Origin of the sequence: Clostridium sp., assembly GCF_036642255.1 — a bacterium.
Classification (GTDB): Bacteria; Bacillota; Clostridia; order Clostridiales; family Clostridiaceae; genus Clostridium_J.
On sequence record NZ_JAVWDJ010000003.1, the window covers coordinates 167,711 to 189,220 of the forward strand.

Consider the following 21,510-nt stretch of genomic DNA (forward strand, 5'->3'; position numbering starts at 1 on the left):
GCAATAATTCTAATTTGAGTCGCTCCAAAAGGATTATAGTCTCCCATTCCAAATTTACTAAAAACAAGACCAAAAGCTTGTCCTAATGCTCCTATGAAAGCATAAATCATTCCTTTAATAGGATGAGAGAGCTTAACTTTCTTATCATCTGGATTCCTACTGAAAATTACAATAGCTATTCCTCCAATGGTAACAAACATACCTAATAAGCCTAATAATGAAATTCTTTCATCCATAAGAATGAAACCAGTTAATGCAGTTATTGGTGGAACTATTGACATAATTAACATTGATATACGAGATCCTATTTCCACATATGCCTGAAATAAAAATAAATCTCCAATTACAAAGCCTATTAGCCCCGAAAAACTCAACCAAAGCCATGTAGCTCCTGAAGCATCTAAAGGTAAAATCATTCCTCTAGTAAATAAATTAAATATGGAAAGTAATACAAATGCCATTACTAGTCTTATTAAATTTACAGCTAGGGAACCAACTTTTTTTCCTGCAGATTCAAAGGCAACAGCGGTGATCGTCCAGCAAAATGCAGTTCCTAAGGCTGCTATTATGCCTAAATTTGATCCATTCATAAGTGATTCCTCCATTTTTATTGTCATCTGTGAGTTTTATTAGTAATTTAGAAAAATAAGCTTCCTTCCAAACCCTAATTAAACTTAACATAGTTTCTTATTTAATTATATATGAATTACACAGGATAAATTATGTTATTATATATAACTTTTTCTTTTAAATTACTATGAATATATATCGGAAAACTCTATTTTTACTCTTTCTACGTGACTTTCTCCTATTGCTAAAAAATCCATTATCCCAGCATCTTCTTCTACTAAAGTTATTGGTAGTTCTATCGTAAATGCTGTTCCTTCACCCGCTTTACTTTCTACTTTTATATTTCCACCATGCATATTAACAAAAGACTTTACTATAGATAACCCTAATCCACTTCCTTCATGATTTCTTGTAAAAGATTTGTCCACTTGAACAAATCTATCAAATATTGAAGTTAATTTATCTTCTGGCATACCAATGCCATCATCCTCAACCACAACTTTTAAATATGAATTTTCTTCCAACACGCTTATCTTAATGATTCCACCTGGTCTAGTAAACTTTATAGCATTTGAAAGTAAATTTAACATAATTCTTTCTATTTTATCAGGATCACAGGCAGTAATCTCCTCTTCAATTTCTGTATCAAATTCTATATGTATTCCTTTATTTTTAGCAAACTCTACCACAGATAAAGTAATGTCTTCTATTATAGGTATTATATTATGATTTTGTAGAGCTATTGAAAAGTACCCAGCATCTATTTTAGTCATATCGATTAAATTGTTTATAAGTCTTAGTAATCTATAACAATTTTGCTTTAAAGTTTTTAACCTTTTGTTTAGTATGTCATCTTTCTGCGAGCATTGACTCATCTCTTTTTCTATTAACTGCATGGTTCCAAATATTATTGTAAGAGGAGTTCTCAACTCATGAGATAAGTTAGCAAAAAACTCATTTCTTAATCTATCAATTTCTACAGCTTCCTTAAGCTTCATTTCTTCTTCTTCGACTTTTTTCTGTAATTGTTCAAGTTCTTTTTGTTTTGTAAGATCTTTAAGTATATTTAATACATTAACCTTATCATTTATAAACAAAGGTGTAGAAAAAGTTTCAACTTCAACTACCTCTCCATTGGCCTTTGTTATCACATTTTCAACTAAGGGTCTAAATACAGTTTCACTTAATGCACCATTCAAACGGTCATCACCAATATAATCAACATTAAGTTTTATGAAATCACTTACCGGTCTTCCAATTAACTTTTCTGGATTATTTAAATTAAAAAACTTAGCACCCTCAATATTTGCGTAAATAAATTTTAACTTTCTATGTATAAATACTGCATTTGGCAGTGCTTCTACCACTTGTTTAAAAATATCTTTGTATTCTTTCAAATTTTTTATATTATCAATTACATTAAGAATAGCAAAGATTTGACCTAAGCTTGATACCATTAACATAAATGTTAACAAAATTATTCTATTTGAACTTAATACCTCATTGACTACTATTGAATAAATTAATAAAGAACTAATAAAGAAATTGATAACTACACCTAGAACAATCACATAAAGTAGTTTAATAGTCCTAATTTCTTTTAATTTTAAGTTTAACATTTTTATCCCCCTGAAAACACATCGTGGCTGATATTTTAATTAATAACTGACTTTGTTCAACTCTTCTGAAAGGAGACTTAACTTTTACAAAACATATCCCTTTGTAAGATACTTTCACATTAAACTTGATTAATCCTTAAAGGATCATAGAATATTTATCCTTTTGAAAAACATTAAAATTCACTTCTAATATATTTTTGTAAAAAATTAATACTAATTTCTCCAACAATTTTCATCTAATATTTACTATATTCGCCATATTTCTTTTTTCTCCTTCGTATAATCATATAGTATTTTATTGAAAATGTTTTCCTAGTTACCATAAATCTATATATACTTTATGTTAAAATTAATTATAGAAATACGGAGGTGCTGAGATGCTCGAGATTTGCACCATAATGACGGCTTATCTAATAGGTTCTATTCCTTTTGGTTACTTGATTATAAAAAAATACAAAGGCATAGATATTAGAAACGTAGGCAGCGGAAATATTGGAGCTACAAATGTGAAAAGAGTAGCTGGTAGAAAACTAAGTTTAATTGTTCAAACTCTTGATATGCTTAAAGGTTTTTTACCTGTATTTATCTCAAGTATTTTGTATGAATATGTTAATTATGATTTTAACAAAGATTTACTTTTAAGTGCAGTATGTGTTGCTACAATACTTGGTCATAATTTTACTATTTTCTTAAACTTTAAAGGTGGTAAAGGAGTTGCAACAACTGTAGGCGCAACTATATATATTCTTCCGTTTCCAACTCTTTGTGGTGTTATCTCCTATGGAATATTAAAGCTACTTACAAAAATAGTTTCTGTAAAGTCTATGACCTTATCATTTGTGCTTTTTATAACCACTTTCATATTAAATTATAGTATAGAATTTAAATTCCTATCCTTTTTAGCTTTGACCTTAATTCTTATTAGACATAAAGAAAATATTAAAAGACTTTTAAATGGAACTGAAAAGTAGTTATCTGATCATAACTTAATATTTTTTAATTAATAATAAGTATATTTTATGTACCAACTCCTGATAGGAGATTTAAACTATACCTTAAATATGTTTTAATATTTTACAAATTAAAGTACTTAAACAAGTTTATACAATAAAGAGAATGTGAAACTTATCCTTTTAAAATTTATTTGAATTCTATAATATACATAGATATAGGTATACTATAGCAACCTATCTATACGCAAAGATACCTGTACAGTTTCCTGCACAGGTATTTTTCATCAATTATTTAAAATCTTTTTCAAATTCATCAATGGAATCTCTAAGAAGTGTTACAGTATATGCCATAGATGGACCACCACCAAACCCAACTGCCACCATTGCTGCTTCCATTATCTCTTCTCTAGTAGCACCTGCTTCTAATGCTTTGTATACATGGTAAACTATGCAGTATTCACAACGGTTATAAGCGCCAATTCCTACACTTATAAGTTCTTTTGTTTTCACATCCACAGCACCTGGTTTATTTATAGCTCCTGTAAACCCCATGAAAGCTTGAATACTAGCTCCGTTTGTTTTTGCTACTTCTTGTAGCCCTGTCATAAATGAATTCAAAATTTCTCTTGGACTTTTACTCATAATATCTCTCCATTCGTTTCCTAATATTTATATAGCCTTTGTTAACGTTAGTTCATCATGCTTTTCTTCTAAATATCTACAAAGATCTTTAAACACACTAAAGCTTTTAATTTTATTCAGTTCTCTCAAATCTATAACTATACCTGTACTTTTTTGCTTTATATATTCCATGTTATAAATTTCTGTTTTTGTGAACCCTTCTTTGTGGCTATATACGCATGGTTCGAAGTTGTTCCAATTACTCTCAAAATATTTTGTTTTAGCATAACATAACCTATATATTTGAAACACCATTCCTAAAGTGGAAGCCTTCACTGCTAGGTTATGGCTAAAATACTCTTGAACAGGATACTTATCTTGTATTCTTTCCCAATAAAGTCTATGATTTGGATGAAGGTCATATTTGTCTATAACTTTACACTTCTCTTCTCCAAGTTCTTCTCTCATAATTTTTTCTCTTTCAGTTATCTCTAGAGATCTTAATGTATCCTTATTCAAGTAAACCCCTCCTAAAATCCATAACTAAATTACTACGATTAAATGCTGAACAATTTCATAGTTTACACACGATTTATATAAAATTACTTTATTATGGCTAGGGTAGCAGGATTCGAACCTGCGCGTACCAGAGTCAGAGTCTAGTGCCTTACCGCTTGGCTATACCCCATTATGGTGACCCCTAGGAGAATTGAACTCCTGCTTCCACCTTGAGAGGGTGATGTCTTAACCACTTGACCAAGGGGCCAAACATTTACTTCACTTACTATTTTAAGGGTATTTTATATATTTTTCCAATACATATTATTTATGAACCCAATAGTATCTATTAGTTTTTCTAATACTAATAATTTCTTTACTTTATAAAGCTTAATAATGATTTATTGTTAGAAAGTCCTAAAAATATTTTATATATCACATTTTTTATAAAATCAATAATTTTTAACGTATCTAAAACCCCATTCTCCAGTTAATAATACCTGAAAAACGAGGTTTTTATATTTATTATTATTTTGAATCGTTACTACATTTTAAAAGTGTAAATATTATCAACCCAAAGTTGAGTTCTCCGCTCTTTGATTTTTATATAGCTCCATTTATCATAACCCTCATAACCTTTATTAAATAACCTTTTTATTATACTTTTCATAATTCATCAACCTTTCTTTATTAACACTTAATTTGACTCTTAAAATTAAATCTTTCTTATTAAAATATTTTTTAGCTTTTCTAAATATATATTGTAATTCCCCCCATCCATGTACTTTCATGGTGTAAGCTTATAATACATCGGATAGTTACAACTATTTTGTAAGTTAAAAAAAATTATTTTATTACTACATTTTTAAAGTAGTGATATTTTCAAGCCATATGCTTGAACTTTGATCCTTAATCTTTATAACTCCCCAGATATTATAAAAACTAAGATGTTGTTTCTCATTAAATATAGAATTTAATATGGTTTTCATAGGATCTCCCTCCTTTCTTTAGTAAATAACTAGTTTGCTTACTGCACTATTTATAACAGTAAGTGAATGTGATGCAAAAATTTATTTATGATTTTTCTCACTTCCTTTCTAATCAATGTGTACTGTAGTACATGAAAAAGTTCTGTTCACAGGCAATAAAAAAAGACACAGCTTACCCTTGTGTTAAAAACACAAAGATACACTATGACTCTTTATACTACAACATTAACAGTGCATATAAAAAAGCCATAGGGTTACACAACCCCATGGCTTTAAAATATCAAAATAAACATTTTAAGCTTCTTCACAAAGGCCGCATCGATTATTATTTAATTCAGCTAATCCCATATTTACTAAGTTCAAGTTTTTCATTAATCAACGACCTCCTTTAAAAATATTATCACCACAACTAATATATCATTATTTTACATATATGTCAAACTTTTCTTAAAAATAATTTTATTAAGATTAATTTCGGAAGATTTTTGATCATTCTAGTAGTTTATTTTATATAATTGACGTTATTATGATTTTACTTAAATCTGGTCTATCATAGCGCAGTATCATAAAAAAATATAAGAAAAGAAATTTTACTGTAATACATTCCAAATTTGCTTCATCTCCTCAGATTTCTCCAAAAGTTCTTCTAAGGTTCCCTCTGATTCAACTTCACTATCCTTCATTACAATAATGTGCTCTGCATGCTCTAATACAAACTTTCTATTAGATACTACAAGACAAGTTGGCTTTTCTTCATTTAATAATCTACTCCAAAGGGTGACTTCAGTATCCACATCTAGCGCACTAGAAATATCATCAAACACGTATAACTCTGCATCTCTTGCAAACATTCGAGCCGCTGCTACTCTTTGTATTTGTCCTCCAGAAAGTTTTACTCCCTTTGAACCAATTATTGTTTCTAATCCTTTATGCAGTACCCTAATATCTTTTTCAAGAACGGCTGAGTTTATTGCCTTTTCTATATCCAGCTCTTTTTCAGGTATACCTAGTAAAATGTTTTCCCTCACAGTGTCACTAAACAAATTAGGTACCTGAGAAGTATACGCACTTATTGGTGGAAGAAAAAACTCTGCAGGTTCTTCAATTTTCTTGCCATTCCAATATATATCTCCACTTGCCTTTGGTAATAGACCAAGTAAGGTCTTTACAAGGGTACTTTTCCCTGAACCAATACGTCCTGTTATTACGGTAAATTCACCCCTATTTAAGGTGAAACTCACATTTTTTATTCCTCCACCAGCACCCTCATAATCGTAAGTTAATCCATTAACTTCTAACTTATTTAACTTCTCATTATTAGGTATGGAGCTTTCTTTTTCATCAAAATGCTCCTTCATTACAGTATTTCTATCTCTATCATTAGAAAGTTTTCTTAAAGAATCATCTAATTTCGTTGATTTAACTTCATTATAGGAAGAATTATTTCCCACGAAATCTTCATTGGCATTATAATCAATAGTTTTTAAACTTGTTTGAGATTCTAATTCTACTGCCGAGCCCAATGACACCTTAGACTTTCTCTTCCAAAACTCATCTAAAAACAGGGGATTATGCTGTACTAAAACATCACATTCTGATCCTTGTAAAAGTTCTACCATTCGCCTAAAAGCTACTCCAGTTTGCTGGTAATGTGCTAAAAAGGATCCAAAAAATTGAGTAAAATCAGCAACAAAGGCTAAATAGTAAACAAACAGTGCAAAATCTCCTACTGTGAAGTTTCCTGATTTTATAGATTGGCCAGCTAATAATAATATAAGCCCTGTTCCGAGGTTTACTGTATTTTCATATATAGATTGCATAAGCTGATTTAAAATACTATCCTTCAAGGTAAGAGTATGTCTAATCTTGTTTAACTTATTCAAGTTTTTCAAAATATCTTTTTCAGCACCAGCCACCTTTATTGCCTGAACTGAGTTAAACATCTCTCCCATAGCTCCAGTAACATTTGCCGTGGCTTCTCTTGAAGCTTCTCTATACTTTTCAATGCGTTGCCCTGCCCTTTGTGCTAAAGCCACTACTACCACTAAAGGAGTAAATACAAACAATGTCATTTGTGTATTTACAGTGAGTAATATTAGTATGGCAACTATTGCAAAAGCTGCACTTCCAATTACATCAAGAGTCCAACTTATGGAGTTTTCAGCTTGGTCTGCATCATCTTTAAAACAGTTTACCGCTTCTCCAACTGAGCAAGATATAGACTTGGCACCAGGCTTATCTAGTATACCTTGAAGCAAATTTCTTCTAATAAGTCCACTCATATTAAATCTATGAACAATATCCACTCTTCCACCAAAGCTTATGAAAATTATCCTCATTAAAGTTGTTATTATCATTAAAGCTAAAAGCCCCCAAATGCCAACCTTCAAACTGGCATTGCCACTTAAGGCATCAAAAAACTCTTTAGTAATAAGTCCCGGAATTAGAGGTGAAGTATGAATTATAATCCATAGTATACAGTTAACTAAATATAGCCAGGGTCTGTACCTTATCAATCTCCACATATAATAAAAGGTATTTTTATTTTTTTTAGATTCCATTACACTAGCACCTCCTCAATACCCTTTTGTAATAAGTTATAAAATTTTGATTCACTGTCTTTAGCTAATCTTTCTCTTTCTCCATACTCCACCACACTTCCATTTTCTAAAATTACTATGTGATGTGCTCTTTGCACTGTCCATAAACGGTGGGCAATTATAATGCAAGTTCTATTTTTAAGAAGATTATCAAGAGCTTTTTCAATTAACTGTTCAGTTATAGGATCTAATCTTGATGTAGCTTCATCAAGAATCACTAATCCTGGATTTTTCAAAAACACTCTAACAAATGCTAATAACTGAGCTTCCCCTGCGGACAATCCTCCACCCCCAGCCTTAAGTATGGTATCTAATCCTTCAGGAAGACTATGATACCACTGTGTAAGTCCAACCTCATAAAGTACCTTTATAATTTCTTCATCTTTTATATCACTACTAAACATAGCAAGATTATCCCTAACTGAAGCCTGGAAAAGTTGGACTTCCTGAGTTACGTAAGCTATCTCTTTTCTTAATTCCTTAAAATCTAGAGAAGTAATTGCATCATCATTGAAAGTGATTTCACCACTTTCTACGTCATAAAGACGTACTAGGAGTTTAGCTAAAGTAGTTTTTCCACTACCTGTATGTCCTAAAACTCCTAAAATTGTTCCTTTTGGAATCTGTAAAGTTACATTCTTTATTACTTGGGAGTCCTCTTCATAACTAAAGGAAACCTGATTTAACATAACTTCAATTGGTCCCTTTGTACTTATGCTTTTGCTTCCTTTCATAAGCTTAGATTTAGTATTAAAAAGTTCTTTAACCCTTGTAATACTAGCACCAGCCTTTTGCAAATCTTGAAGTTGTTGCCTGATTTGTTCTATAGGTCTTGATAAAAGCTCTGTATAACTAAAAATAAGATACACAGTTCCTATAGTTACAATCCCCTGCTTCCACAGATATGCAGACAGCCCAAAGGCAATAACATTTCCAACAGTGAATACAATTAAGGTAGCAGACCACATATTATAATAGTTCATCACTGCTTTAGTTGTAATTGGTAGCATTTTATTTAAAATATCATAAAACCGATTCATTACATGATTTTTAGCTCCACTTGAGAGTATATCTTCAGTACTTGTAATTTGCTCTCCTATGAATCCATAAAACTTTCCATAAGCTTCACGATCAGCAACCCAGGAATGAACTTTTCTTGATTGCAAATGCCAAAGTACATAAAGGGCCAACATAGCAAAAATTGATAAGCTAAGTCCAATTCTCCAGTCTTCTCTAAGAAGTAATATAAGGATTCCTAATAGTAATACACCATTAGTTAAAACATTAAGAATAAACTTTGAGAAAAAGTTAAATAGTGCATTAACATCACCATCTATTCTCTCTATTAACTCCCCAGATTGATGTGCTTTATGAAATTCCATATCTAAATTAAGGCAATGCTCAATTAAATCTACACGCAACCCATTGGTAGCTGTCCATCCTACATTTTGACTTAAATAAGTAGCAATTAAATTAAATACCTGTTGAATTACAGCAGCTCCAATAAAAATAATCGCAGCTATGGTTAAACTTCTAGTGGTATCCCCCTTTGTAGCTGCATCTATAAAATAACGTAAAATTTGTGGATTTACCAATTGCAGTGCAATATTGCTAGCTAAAACTACTGCCAGTAATATGACACTCCCCTTTTGTGCCCTTAAATATTTTGATAATAATTTAATATATTCTTTTAATGGGATTTTCATTTTTTCCCCTCCCCTGATATCACAATGATGGGTAACAGTTTCACATTAAATAAGCTTTTTTCATAACTGATATTAAACTGTAAAATAATTTTGTCCTTTACTTTAAAATTTATTGTTTCCTCAACCAAACCAACTCTCTAATAAATTCCTATTAGAATTTAACCCTCTTTTAAATCCATAAAACAAAATTGTTTTTTTCAACTTTTAATCCCCTCCTTCAAAAAATAAAAGGTTACAAATGAACATACATCCATTTGCAACCTTGAAAATTTCATTAAGTAATAATTCAAGTAGAAACATGTAACTCAGCTCTTTCAGTTTAAAATTTATACTAAAATTTAAACTATAAAGAAATAATGATTTTAACACAATTTTATATTGGACTGTTAAATAGAACGGTCTTCTATAGCTTTCTATTTAATAGACTATATTTCACATGAAGTAATTATCTTTTACTATATAATTTATAGTATTTTACATTCCTACTCATATAAAAAAATACAAATTTAATCTTAAATCACTAATGTTACTTGTGGTAAAGGAGTCATTTAAAAATCAACTTTTTCATAATCTTCAACTGCTTCCCTAAGACTTTCTAAAACTATAACTAAATTATAGTCTTGGTGGTCCATAACTACTTAAATAAAAAAACGTCATGAAGTGAAAACAACATGACATTAATTACTATTTAATCATAAAGATTATAATTATGAGACTAATAATGTTTTCCTTAGTCTGATTTCATAATCTTTAATAATAAACTGAAATTAAAGGATTGTAATTAATGTTGTTCTACAAATATTAGCTCCAATAAAATTCAATCACTTACAGTATGGCTTTAAAGTAATGCCTAACTGAAAGTTATAAAATTCATTATGGAACGTACTTCTAATAAAATTAATTTTTTGTGCATCAGAAATAAACCTTTTACATTTAAGGTTTATGAAATCCCTGAGGAATTTTTGCACTATTTTTATTAGACATTAACGTAGAACAGCTATAATCATTACATTTATCCTCCTAATTTTAGTCATTAAATATATTATAGAATATTTTTCCATTAAAATCAAGAATATTCCAAATAAACTTTCAGTTATATAAAGTGAATAACCTCGTCCACTTGTATATAAGTTAGCAAAGAAGAGTAAAAGGATTCATTTATCAATGATTAGTATTTCTATTGATTAACTTATGCTTGAATTAAAAACTATTTAATAGAGTTAAATTTAAATAAACAGATATATAAATAAGGGATGTATAGTGCTAATAACACTATACATCCCTTATTTATGTAATCTAAAATTTAAAATAATATTTTGTGAAATACTTTAGCAATATTTTTAGTGGTTACTTATAGTATCAATAGCCTTTTACCTTCCTATATAATGTAACTAAAAGTAATTTTTCAATTCCTTTATATCATTTATTAACAAGTCTACCTCATCTAGTTCTCTAGGGAGAGCATATCCATAGCTACAACCTATTGTGTATATATGGTTCTTTACGCCTGCTTCAATGTCCTTGCTTCGATCACCTACAATAACCATTTCTTTTGGATAGTTGTGCATGATTTTGCTTAGGATTTCATACTTAGGAATAAATTTATATTGCTCTGAACATACAAAGTTTTCAAAGTATTTATGAAGTTCAAACAACTTATTATGAGTATCCATATAGTACGTGTTGCAATTGCTTATAAAAACTAATTTGTAACCTCTATGTTTTAGGTACTCTAAGGTTTCTATAGTTCCATCATAAAGCTGCCCTTTTCCTTCTTCTATAAAAGTTTTCATTTCTTTTCCGATGATCTTACTACATTGGTCTCTTTTACTTTGTTCAAGATCTGGCATAAAGTTTTCCCACATTTCTTTAGGATTAAACCCAAGCCAGTAACCTATTTCTTCATCTGTCCAGATTCTTTTTTCTGCAAGACTTTCCTCCACAAGATAGTCATAAGCCTTTTTAAAGGCTGGTGCATATATTTTTATGCTATCGTGAAGCGTTCCATCATAATCAAAGTATATAGTTTTTATCTTCTCAAAAGGTATCAATGATCAGCGCTCCTTTTTAAAATTCCTTTAGTAAATTCGCCATTTCAATTGCTGTAACTGCTGCATCATATCCTTTATTTCCTGCTTTTGTTCCTGCTCTTTCTATTGCTTGCTCAATAGAATCTGTAGTTAACACGCCAAATACCACTGGTATTTCTGTTTCTAATGAAACACTTGCAACCCCTTTTGTTACTTCACTTGATACATAGTCAAAGTGTGGTGTTGCACCTTTTATTACTGCTCCAAGACATATAACTGCATCATATTTTTGAGATTTAGCCATCTTTTTTGCTATAAGTGGAATCTCAAAGGCACCAGGTACCCAAGATACTTCTATATTGTTTTCTTCTACTCCATGACGAAGTAATCCATCAAGTGCTCCTGATAAAAGTTTTCCACCAATAAACTCATTAAACCTTCCTACTACTATCCCTACTTTTAGTCCTTGTGCAATTAATTTTCCTTCATATACTTTCATCTTGTTTTCCTCCTTTATTTTTTCCAAATAATGAATAAGTTTCTTCTATTTAATCTACTTATACTTCCTTATTTTCTTCAAAGTTTAAAATATGTCCAAGCTTTTGTTGTTTAGTTTTCAAATAATATTCATTTCTCTCGTTATGGTTCATTTGGATCGGAACTCTATCTGAAAGTTCTATTCCGTAACCTGTGAGTCCAGCCATCTTTTTAGGATTATTAGTCATAAGTTTTACTTTCTTAACTCCTAAATCTACTAAGATTTGAGCTCCTATACCATAGTCTCTAAGATCAGCTGGGAAGCCTAGTGCAAGATTTGCTTCTACAGTATCCATACCTTGGTCCTGAAGTTCATAGGCTTTAATCTTATTTATTAGCCCTATTCCTCTACCTTCTTGTCTCATATAAAGTAGTATTCCTCTGCCCTCTTTTTCTATTGATTTCATTGCAGCTGCAAATTGTTCTCCACAATCACATCTTAATGAACCAAAAGCATCTCCTGTAAGGCATTCAGAGTGTACTCTAGCTAGTACAGGCTCACCATTTGTTATATCACCTTTAACTAAAGCTACATGATGCTCTCCATTTAGGGTGTTTTCATAACCAATCATTATAAATTCACCATATTTTGTTGGCATTTTAGCTTCTGTTACTCTTTTTATGTACACTTCTTTTTCTCTACGATAAGCAATTAAATCTGCTATAGTTACAAATTTCAAATTATGCTCTTTAACATATCCTATAAGCTCAGGAGTTCTCGCCATAGTTCCATCGTCATTCATTATTTCACAAATAACTCCAGCTGGACTAAACCCTGCAAGTTTTGCAAAATCTACTGCTGCTTCTGTGTGACCTGCTCTTTTTAATACCCCACCGTCCTTAGCTTCTAGTGGAAATATATGACCTGGTCTCTTAAAATCTTGTGGAGTTGCATTTTTATCTAAAACCTTTTGTATTGTAGCTGATCTTTCATGTGCTGAGATTCCTGTAGTTGTTTCAGCTGCATCAATTGATACAGTAAAAGCAGTATGATGGGAATCTGTATTCTTAGCTACCATAGGGTAGATATCTAGTTCTTTTAATCTTTCCCCTGACACTGGCATACAAATTAATCCTCTACCGTATTTAGCCATAAAGTTTATCGCCTCAGGTGTCACCTTCTCAGCTGCCATCAGAAGATCTCCTTCATTTTCCCTATCTTCATCATCAATTACTACAATCATTTTACCTGCTTTAATATCTTCAATTGCCTCTTCTATTGTGTTAAATTTACTCATTATTAATCCCTCCAATTATGCAAAACCATGTTCACTTAGAAAATTAAAATCAATTCCTTTTTTTACTGGAGCCTGCTCTTCTGCTCCAATGAACTTTTCTATATATTTTCCTATAACATCACATTCTAAATTCACAATATCCCCAACTTTTTTGCGCAGTAGGGTAGTCATATCTTTAGTATGTGGAATTATTGATACCTTAAATACTTCCTTATCTACAAATGCTACTGTAAGACTAACACCATCAATTGCAATTGATCCTTTTTGTACTATGTACTTTAAGATTTCCTGAGAAGCAGCTATAGTAATCCATACAGCATTATCCTCTTTTTCAAAACTTGAGATTGTTCCCATACCATCTATATGTCCACTAACTATATGTCCGCCTAATCTGTCTCCTAGTCTTAATGCTCGCTCAAGATTTACTTTCTCTCCAGGGGAAAAACTATTTAAGTTGCTTCTTCTCATGGTTTCAGCCATGACGTCAACAATAAATCTGTTGTTGCTAAAATCTGTAACTGTTAGGCACACCCCATTAGTACAAATACTATCCCCAAGCTTTGTTCCTTCAAGTACTGTACTTGCTTTAATAGTTATCCTTGCTGATTTTGTTGATTTAGAAACTGCTTCTACTATTCCTATTTCCTCAATTAATCCTGTAAACAATAATGTTACACTTCCTTTATATTTTTATCCTATTCTTTAAATAATGAACAAGTTTAATTTTACCTCTTAAGCAAATCTTATTTCTTTATGTATCCTTCTATCATTATGTCCTCATGAAAATTATGAATTTTTATATCACTTAGGGTGATTGCTTCTCTCATGTATTCTTTCCCATTTCCGCCTACTGGAGTCTTTGCATTATCTCCACCTATGATTTTGGGTGCAATAAAAGCATTTACTTTATCAACTATGCCCTCTTCTAACGCTGAATAATTCAACTTACTTCCACCCTCTAAAAGTATGCTATCTATTTTCATTTCTCCAAGAACTCCCATTAGGTAACTTAAGTCCACACCATTGCTTTTTAAAGGAGTTACAATAACTTCCGCCCCTTTTTCTTTCAGTGACTTAATCTTATCAGCATTAGCTTTTTCTGTAGTTGCAATTATAGTTTGTGCATTTGAATGAAGATTTAATACCTTAGCGTCCAGCGGTATTTTTCCTGTACTATCTATAACAATTCTTACAGGATCACTTCCCTTTATCTTATCAAGTCTTGTTGTAAGCATTGGATCATCAACTATAATAGTACCAATACCTACCATGATTCCTGATAACTTATGTCTTAATTCATGAACATATTTTCTTGAGCTTTCTCCTGTAATCCACTTAGAATCTCCTGTATAAGTTGCAATTTTACCATCTAGAGTCATTGCAGTTTTCATAACACAAAAGGGAGTTTTAGTGGTTATGTACTTTAAAAACACTTCATTTAACTCTCTTCCATCTTCTTCTAAAACTCCAGTTACCACTTCTATGCCAGCATCTTCTAAAATTTTAATTCCTTTTCCACTAACTAAGGGGTTTGGATCCTTTAACCCAATCACAACTTTTTTTATTCCCTTTTCTACTATTGCCATAGCACAAGGTGGCGTTTTTCCATAATGTGAACAAGGCTCCAAGGTTACGTACATGGTTGCACCTTTAACATCATCCGTTGCATTTTTAAAAGCATTGACCTCAGCATGGTGACTTCCATAAACCTCATGGTATCCTTCTCCAATTACCTTCCCATCTTTTACTATAACCGCTCCCACTAATGGGTTTGGGTTTGTGAATCCAATACCTAGCTTTGCAAGATCAAGAGCTCTTTTCATATACTGAATATCCAACCTAACCACTCCATTTCTTAAGCAGAAATATTAAAAGCCCTGAGATTTTATTCTCAGGGCTTAATTGCTTATAATTAATTAATATTATAGCCAAAAATACGTAAACTATACTTAAATTTACATAGAAAATGGTACTATAATATTATATTTATTCTTCTTCCATCCAGACTATACTGTCGGCTTCGGAGTTACACCGAATCTGCCTTACGGCTCGCGGGCTATACCGCCGGTGGGGATTTGCGCCCCGCCCTGAAGATTATTTAATTTTAATAATTTTTACACACTTAATATAACACCCTTAATTTTCAAAGTCAACCATAGAATTTTTAATTCTTAAATAATTTTATTTGCCGCACTTTAAATATTAGGTTACTTAAAAATCTTGACCATGTAGGCAATCTCTATAATTTAGTCCATTTTTCATTAAGAATATATCGTTCATCATTAATTAGTTTTTTTCAAAGAAATTATTTTTATAAGTTTAGTCCCTTTGATAAAACAGTCACAGCTCTTTGAGTATCCTTTGAATCTATAGTATAGGAAATACTTATTTCAGAAGTAGTTACTTGTTTAAACTCAATATCATTATCTGCAAAAATCTTAAACACACTACTTGCAACACCAGATTGTTTTTTCATACCGATTCCAACAACAGATACTTTTGTAATACTTGAATCTTTAGATACCTCAATACCTTCCATTTCTTCTTTCAATTCCTTTGTTATTTCATCAATAACATGCTCATCTTCTATAGATGCGGTAAAGGATATATTAACATAGTCATGTAGCGGTGCAGTTTGACTAATCATGTCCACATTTACATGGTGTTTTGCTAGCTTTTCAAAGATTATAGCTACATTTCTAGATTTGTATAATACATCATTTACTGTTACCATTAGAACATTATCATTAATTGTAAGTCCTGTTATTGCTTTTTCTTCCATTGACTCATCATACTCCTTTATATAAGTTCCTTTTCTATCTTCACTACTTAATGCTACATAAATAGGAATATTATACTTACATCCTATTTCCACTGCCCTTGTTTCCATGACTCCAGCACCTAAGCTTGCCATTTCCATCATTTCTTCATAACTGATAAAATCAATTTTTTTTGCATCAGGATAAGCTCTAGGATCAACACTATATATTCCATCTACATCAGTATAAATCTCACAGGTACATCCTAACTTTGCTGCTAATGCCACAGCTGTGGTATCTGATCCACCTCTGCCTAAGGTTGTTATATCCCCATTTTCGTTTATCCCCTGAAATCCAGCCACCACCACTATTTTCCCCTTATCTAAGTGGCTTTTTACTCCATCAATATCTATGTCTGTGATTATATTCTTGGTATGGGCTCCAGTGGTTTTTATCCCAGCTTGATACCCAGTTAACGAAATTGAATCATATCCATATTGTTGAAAGGCCATTGAAAGTAATGAGATGGATACTTGTTCTCCCGTAGCTAAAAGCATATCTAGCTCTCTTTTATTAGGGTTTGGTGTAATTTCCTTAGCTAATCTAATAAGATGATCAGTAGCTTTTCCCATGGCAGAAACTACTACCACAACATCATCACCCTTTTGTTTTCTTTGAATAACTCTTTCAGCCACTGATTTTATCCTATCTGTTGTACCAACAGAGGTTCCTCCATATTTTTGCACAATAATTGCCATATTAACTCCTCCTAATTACTCTAAAAAATCTTATAATTAAAATCTAGGCATCTAAAATAAAATAACAAATCAATGATGCCAAAACTATTTTGCATAAGACAAGTGCAGCTGAATTAATAGTTGTGCCATTAACAGGTTCTGTTACTAAGCACTTGTCAAGTTAATGGTACATTCTGGTTATTTTCATATGATGCTTTTCTCTAAAAACCTATATCATTTCTTATGATATCTTCATAAGTTTCTCTTTTTACAACTAATCTAGCTTCTCCACTCTTAACAAATACCACTGCTGGCTTTGGAATTCTATTATAATTGCTTGCCATGCTGTAATTGTATGCTCCAGTACTGAGTATAGCTAAGGTATCATCTATATCTACTTTTGGTAATTCAATATTTTTTATTATTACATCTCCTGATTCGCAGCACTTTCCTGCCACTGTATAGTTTTCTTCCTTATTAAAATTCACTTTATTAGCAACCATAGCTTCATATTTTGCGTCATATAGTGCTGTTCTCGGATTATCACTCATGCCCCCATCAACAAAAATAAAATGCTTTCCTCCAAAGGTTTTCTTGATTCCTCCTATGCTGTAAAGAGTAGTCCCTGCATTTGCAACAATGGATCTTCCTGGCTCAATGATTATCTTTGGAGTATCAATATTCAGTCTTTCTGTTTCATCCTTGATTATTATCAGCATATTCTGAAGACATGCCTCTAAATTCACTGGCCTATCTTCATGAGTGTAATATACCCCAAAGCCTCCACCTAAATTTAATTCTTCTGTAATAAAATTGCACTGAACTTTTACCTTGTTCAAGAATCCCAGCATTACAGAAATAGCTGAGTAAAAGGAATTTTCTTCAAAAATTTGTGATCCTATATGACAGTGAAAACCCTTCAAATTAACATTATTACTGCTTTGAAATGCATTTATAATTTCACAAATATCCTCATTGTATATAGAAATTCCAAATTTAGAATCATTTTTTGAGGTTTGAATATATTCATGAGTATGGGCATCAATACCTGGATTTACTCTAAGCAAAACATCAACTTTTTTGTTTAATTCTTTGCATAACCTGTCAATTAAATATAACTCATGTGTATTATCCACAATAATCCTTCCCACATTAGATTTAATAGCAAAGGATAATTCATCCTTTGTTTTGTTATTCCCATGCATATATATTTTATTGGATGGAAAATTTGCTTTTAGAGCAGTATATAATTCTCCTCCAGATACCACATCTAAGGATATGCCTTCTTCTTTAATTAACTGGCACATAGCTAAATTTAAAAAAGCTTTAGATGCATATACTACTTCAGTTTTAATCTCATCCATAGCAAAACTTTCTTTAAATAATCTGCAATTATCTCTAACCAATTGTTCATCTACAACGTATAATGGAGTGCCAAAATCTCTTACTAAATCTATAACATCGCATTTACCTATCTCTAAATTTCCTTTGCTGTTTACATTTGTAGTTCCAAATAGTTTCATATGCTTTCTCCTCTTTTCTATTAGTAATTAACTATTTCATTTGTATAACCTTAAAGTTTTTTAAGTGCTTAAATTCCTTAAGATTTATTCGTTATTTAAGAGAAAATAAAAACAGTCATGAGCAAAAGGCACTCATGACTGTTTTATGCGCACACAAACAGAGCCTCTTGCCCCAATATGATAAGCACTCCCTTAGAGAATTGGGCAATTCTCTAAGGACAGTACCATGCCTATTAAGCATAGTCCCAATACACAAATCAAAGATTTCTGTATTTCGGCGGAGGACCCTTTTATGCATATATAATGAATAATTATGCATTACTAATGACCACCGCGGCCTCTGTATCATATCGTTTATATTAAATTTGAATTTATTCTCAAATATTTTGATAAACAAAAAACAGTCATGAGCAAAAGGAAGCCATGACTGTTATAAATAACAATAACCCTTTTGCCCCAACATGATAAGCTCACCTTTAGAAAATTGGGCAATTTTCTAAAGACAGTATTATACTTCTTCAGTATAATCCCAGTATATAGACCAAAATCTATCCACTTCGGCGAAGGCCCCTTTCACATATGTATACTTAATACATATATTACTGATGACGATTCGCAGCCTCTGTATCACGCTGTTTATACGCTATTCCGTTTTAAGTTTTTTTAATATGAATGAAGTATATCAAGATTTGTGCATAAAGTCAACAGTTTATTCATCTTTATAATTTATATTCAGGAGCTTTCTTGAAGTACCTCTTCATCTATGTCTTCTATTGACTGTAGCTTTCACTATTTTCCAAAGTTTCTTAGGAATTTAATAACCTTAATTTAAGCCTCTATTATTAACAAAAAGGGTGCCTCAAACTCCTCTGAGACACCCACTTTAACTTTTTAGTTTTTAGAATAAAACTCAATAACTTTAGAATATTTAACTTCAATTGGAACTTCATCTAAGTTTGGAATCCTTAGAAGTCTTCCTGAGAAGGAATCAACATCCTTTTCAAGGTAGGATAGAGATAAAATTGTAGATGTAAAATTTATAGTAAACATTTCGGTATTCCTAGACTTCTCTCTTAAAGATATTACATCTCCTACTTTCACTTTAAAAGAAGGAATGTCCACCTTCTGTCCATTTACCAAAATATGTCCGTGACTGACCATTTGTCTTCCTTGCCTTAAGGTAGAAGCAAAGCCTAATCTGTAAACCAAATTATCCAATCTTCTTTCAAGACTTTGAACTAATACATCTTCAGTTTTTTCCTTTGATTTCATTGCATCAAATACAGTTTTCTTGAACTGTTTTTCTAACACACCATAGTATGCCTTTAATTTCTGCTTTTCTAATAACTGCTCTCCGTATTCTGAAAGCTTTTGTTTCTTCACACCCCTATTTAAAGCTTTAGGGTGATTGAATACATTAACCCCTAGACGTCTTGCTACTTTAAATCTTGGTCCCATATATTTCGCCATATTAATCCTCCTGCTATTTGTAGAGCGCAGGAACTATTTACTGCCGCTCTAATAAATTTATCGCGGTTATAATTTGGCGCCAGTCAGCCGTAAGTAAATTATATCATAAGTTTTTAATTTTGTAAATGATAATCTATATCAATTGATTCCCAGTAATAAACCGTAAAAAGCAACTATATTTCCAAACATAGCTGCTTTTTACTTTCTATTTTTTATATTTTATTCCCTTATACATAACTGAAGCAACATCCATCCCAGTAAATATAATAATAGCTAGCAAAATTCCCTTTCTTGCACCATCCCATATTTTTACGAAGTCAACTCCAGCCTCTGGAAATACCTTTGCAATCTCAATAGGAAAACTTCCATTCCAAATATTTGGATTAGAAAAAATAATTAATGCTAAAGCCATTGAAATTATACTTATTAAAGAGTCAGCTATTGATAATTTAAAAGTCCATCTTCCTGAGATAAACTTAAGCACTTCTTTTATTATTCCTATTATTAAGGTAATAATAAATAATATTCTATATCCTAATATAGCTTCTACATTAAATACAGGTATAATCGTTGTACCAGCGGCTCTTGAAATATATACAGCTATAACTTGTGGAGTAAAACAAAATACAATAGTAAAGATTGTACTAAAGATAACTGCAAATAATAATTCCCATTTTGAGATAATGGCTTCTTTCGCTGGTATTTGTGGTAATTCTGATAAATCCCACCCTTTGTTCTCCTTTTTCTTATTTAATTCCTTTGTACCATAGTATTCTGCAATTCCAAAAGATATTGTAACCCACGCTAAACCTTGCATAAGTGCTGAAAATAAAGTTGCCGTATATTCTATTATTACATTAAGAAGGCTACCTTCAAAAGAAACTATATTAGCAACTACAACAGCTACGGACATCCCTATAAAAATGGCTGAGAATACAATCTTAAGCACCGTGATATAGTTGTCATAATGCTCAGGTCCAATTAAATACCTTTTAGAACCACGATAATTATCTGCTAGTAATGCAGGATCTCCCAGTTCTAAAAGCACTTTTTTTACCCTAGCTTCCTTTGGCTCTTCTTCTCCATATTCATCCATCATGTCTTCAATTATAGTTTTGAGTTCCCTTTCAATATCTTCCCTTTGACTTTCTGGTAATCTTTTTGTAACCGCAAAAACATACCTATTAATAAGCTCCATTTACTTCCCCCCATCCACATTTATTAATTTACTGATACTGTCCGTCATAGTAATCCATTGAGTACATAGTTTCTCATATATTTCTTTGCCATAACTACTTAGTTCGTAATATTTCCTTGGTTTTGTACTCTCTACATCCCAACTACTTTGTAAGATTTCTTGCTTTTCTAATCTTCTAAGTAGAGGGTATAAGGTTCCCGAGTCTACAGCAATCCCCTTTTCTTCAAGTAATACCACTAGGGAATACCCATACTGTGGTGATTTAAGTTGACTTAATACGCTGAGAATTATAGTTCCCCTTCGTAATTCTAGTACTAAACTATCAAATATTGCATCATCTTTTTTAATATCCACAAAATCATCTCCTAATATTATTATACTGTATGGCACACACTATTGTAAATAACTTAATAATAAATTTTTATTATTATTTTAAATTTCATCACTATTATAATTGACACT

General features: G+C 31.5%; 18 protein-coding genes, 2 tRNA genes and 3 riboswitches. Of the genes, 1 reads left to right on the plus strand and 19 read right to left on the minus strand.

The window, feature by feature from the left end:
• Positions 1-590 (minus strand): DMT family transporter (locus RR409_RS02615; RefSeq protein WP_332556163.1); only part of this gene is annotated, 590 nt, incomplete at its 3' end.
• A gap of 165 nt (positions 591-755) precedes the next feature.
• Positions 756-2,189, minus strand: a complete 1,434-nt coding sequence (locus RR409_RS02620; RefSeq protein ID WP_332556164.1) for a PAS domain-containing sensor histidine kinase — start codon at positions 2,187-2,189, stop codon at positions 756-758.
• A gap of 377 nt (positions 2,190-2,566) precedes the next feature.
• Here RR409_RS02620 and plsY point away from each other — a divergent pair, with 377 nt between their 5' ends.
• On the plus strand, positions 2,567-3,160 hold the full coding sequence (gene plsY / locus RR409_RS02625; protein WP_332556165.1) for a glycerol-3-phosphate 1-O-acyltransferase PlsY: 594 nt from the start codon (positions 2,567-2,569) through the stop codon (positions 3,158-3,160).
• 270 nt (positions 3,161-3,430) lie between these two features.
• Here plsY and RR409_RS02630 read toward each other — a convergent pair whose 3' ends face one another.
• The 17 genes from RR409_RS02630 to RR409_RS02710 form a co-directional block, all read right to left on the minus strand.
• Positions 3,431-3,784 (minus strand): carboxymuconolactone decarboxylase family protein, encoded by a 354-nt coding sequence (locus tag RR409_RS02630; RefSeq protein ID WP_332556166.1) that lies wholly within the window; start codon positions 3,782-3,784, stop codon positions 3,431-3,433.
• A gap of 27 nt (positions 3,785-3,811) precedes the next feature.
• Positions 3,812-4,282 (minus strand): hypothetical protein, encoded by a 471-nt coding sequence (locus RR409_RS02635; protein ID WP_332556167.1) that lies wholly within the window; start codon positions 4,280-4,282, stop codon positions 3,812-3,814.
• A gap of 94 nt (positions 4,283-4,376) precedes the next feature.
• Positions 4,377-4,451, minus strand: a tRNA-Gln gene (locus RR409_RS02640).
• A 3-nt stretch (positions 4,452-4,454) separates the two neighbouring features.
• Positions 4,455-4,529: transfer RNA gene (locus tag RR409_RS02645), tRNA-Glu, on the minus strand.
• Between the two features lie 589 nt (positions 4,530-5,118).
• Entirely contained in the window at positions 5,119-5,250 is a 132-nt protein-coding gene (locus RR409_RS02650; RefSeq protein WP_332556168.1) for a hypothetical protein, read from the minus strand.
• 590 nt (positions 5,251-5,840) lie between these two features.
• Entirely contained in the window at positions 5,841-7,811 is a 1,971-nt protein-coding gene (locus RR409_RS02655) for an ABC transporter ATP-binding protein (RefSeq protein WP_332556169.1), read from the minus strand.
• Entirely contained in the window at positions 7,811-9,556 is a 1,746-nt protein-coding gene (locus RR409_RS02660) for an ABC transporter ATP-binding protein (RefSeq protein WP_332556170.1), read from the minus strand. Before RR409_RS02660 ends, RR409_RS02655 begins: the two co-directional genes overlap by 1 nt.
• Positions 9,557-10,947: 1,391 nt before the next feature.
• The gene (locus tag RR409_RS02665) at positions 10,948-11,607 is read right to left on the minus strand and encodes an HAD family hydrolase (RefSeq protein ID WP_332556171.1); all 660 of its coding nucleotides are present in this window, start codon (positions 11,605-11,607) and stop codon (positions 10,948-10,950) included.
• 16 nt (positions 11,608-11,623) lie between these two features.
• Positions 11,624-12,085, minus strand: a complete 462-nt coding sequence (gene ribE, locus RR409_RS02670) for a 6,7-dimethyl-8-ribityllumazine synthase (protein ID WP_332556172.1) — start codon at positions 12,083-12,085, stop codon at positions 11,624-11,626.
• Positions 12,086-12,143: 58 nt separating this feature from the next.
• Complete coding sequence (locus tag RR409_RS02675) at positions 12,144-13,361, minus strand: bifunctional 3,4-dihydroxy-2-butanone-4-phosphate synthase/GTP cyclohydrolase II (RefSeq protein ID WP_332556173.1); 1,218 nt, start codon at positions 13,359-13,361, stop codon at positions 12,144-12,146.
• Positions 13,362-13,376: 15 nt separating this feature from the next.
• Positions 13,377-14,027: a riboflavin synthase gene (locus RR409_RS02680; RefSeq protein ID WP_332556174.1), complete on the minus strand. Its 651-nt coding sequence runs from the start codon at positions 14,025-14,027 to the stop codon at positions 13,377-13,379.
• Between the two features lie 77 nt (positions 14,028-14,104).
• The gene (gene ribD / locus RR409_RS02685) at positions 14,105-15,199 is read right to left on the minus strand and encodes a bifunctional diaminohydroxyphosphoribosylaminopyrimidine deaminase/5-amino-6-(5-phosphoribosylamino)uracil reductase RibD (RefSeq protein ID WP_332556175.1); all 1,095 of its coding nucleotides are present in this window, start codon (positions 15,197-15,199) and stop codon (positions 14,105-14,107) included.
• Between the two features lie 147 nt (positions 15,200-15,346).
• A riboswitch (FMN riboswitch) is annotated at positions 15,347-15,460 on the minus strand.
• Between the two features lie 212 nt (positions 15,461-15,672).
• A complete protein-coding gene (locus tag RR409_RS02690; protein ID WP_332556176.1) occupies positions 15,673-16,878 on the minus strand; it encodes an aspartate kinase in 1,206 nt (401 codons plus the stop codon).
• A gap of 200 nt (positions 16,879-17,078) precedes the next feature.
• Complete coding sequence (gene lysA / locus RR409_RS02695; protein ID WP_332556177.1) at positions 17,079-18,380, minus strand: diaminopimelate decarboxylase; 1,302 nt, start codon at positions 18,378-18,380, stop codon at positions 17,079-17,081.
• 175 nt (positions 18,381-18,555) lie between these two features.
• Positions 18,556-18,731: riboswitch (Lysine riboswitch) on the minus strand.
• Positions 18,732-18,838: 107 nt separating this feature from the next.
• A riboswitch (Lysine riboswitch) is annotated at positions 18,839-19,014 on the minus strand.
• Positions 19,015-19,271: 257 nt separating this feature from the next.
• On the minus strand, positions 19,272-19,850 hold the full coding sequence (rpsD, locus tag RR409_RS02700; RefSeq protein WP_332556178.1) for a 30S ribosomal protein S4: 579 nt from the start codon (positions 19,848-19,850) through the stop codon (positions 19,272-19,274).
• A 205-nt stretch (positions 19,851-20,055) separates the two neighbouring features.
• Positions 20,056-21,048 (minus strand): hypothetical protein, encoded by a 993-nt coding sequence (locus RR409_RS02705; RefSeq protein WP_332556179.1) that lies wholly within the window; start codon positions 21,046-21,048, stop codon positions 20,056-20,058.
• Positions 21,049-21,402, minus strand: coding sequence for a PadR family transcriptional regulator (locus RR409_RS02710; RefSeq protein ID WP_332556180.1), 354 nt, complete (start codon positions 21,400-21,402; stop codon positions 21,049-21,051).
• Between the last annotated feature and the right edge of the window lie 108 nt (positions 21,403-21,510).

What these genes read in the sequence shown, in the direction of transcription:
- RR409_RS02660 (WP_332556170.1), bottom strand. Translation starts at nt 9,556, where the DNA reads ATGAAAATCCCATTAAAAGAATATATTAAATTATTATCAAAATATTTA.
- RR409_RS02630 (WP_332556166.1), bottom strand. Translation starts at nt 3,784, where the DNA reads ATGAGTAAAAGTCCAAGAGAAATTTTGAATTCATTTATGACAGGGCTA.
- RR409_RS02705 (WP_332556179.1), bottom strand. Translation starts at nt 21,048, where the DNA reads ATGGAGCTTATTAATAGGTATGTTTTTGCGGTTACAAAAAGATTACCA.
- RR409_RS02675 (WP_332556173.1), bottom strand. Translation starts at nt 13,361, where the DNA reads ATGAGTAAATTTAACACAATAGAAGAGGCAATTGAAGATATTAAAGCA.
- lysA (WP_332556177.1), bottom strand. Translation starts at nt 18,380, where the DNA reads ATGAAACTATTTGGAACTACAAATGTAAACAGCAAAGGAAATTTAGAG.
- ribE (WP_332556172.1), bottom strand. Translation starts at nt 12,085, where the DNA reads ATGAAAGTATATGAAGGAAAATTAATTGCACAAGGACTAAAAGTAGGG.
- plsY (WP_332556165.1), top strand. Translation starts at nt 2,567, where the DNA reads ATGCTCGAGATTTGCACCATAATGACGGCTTATCTAATAGGTTCTATT.
- RR409_RS02690 (WP_332556176.1), bottom strand. Translation starts at nt 16,878, where the DNA reads ATGGCAATTATTGTGCAAAAATATGGAGGAACCTCTGTTGGTACAACA.
- RR409_RS02650 (WP_332556168.1), bottom strand. Translation starts at nt 5,250, where the DNA reads ATGAAAACCATATTAAATTCTATATTTAATGAGAAACAACATCTTAGT.
- rpsD (WP_332556178.1), bottom strand. Translation starts at nt 19,850, where the DNA reads ATGGCGAAATATATGGGACCAAGATTTAAAGTAGCAAGACGTCTAGGG.
- RR409_RS02620 (WP_332556164.1), bottom strand. Translation starts at nt 2,189, where the DNA reads ATGTTAAACTTAAAATTAAAAGAAATTAGGACTATTAAACTACTTTAT.
- RR409_RS02655 (WP_332556169.1), bottom strand. Translation starts at nt 7,811, where the DNA reads ATGGAATCTAAAAAAAATAAAAATACCTTTTATTATATGTGGAGATTG.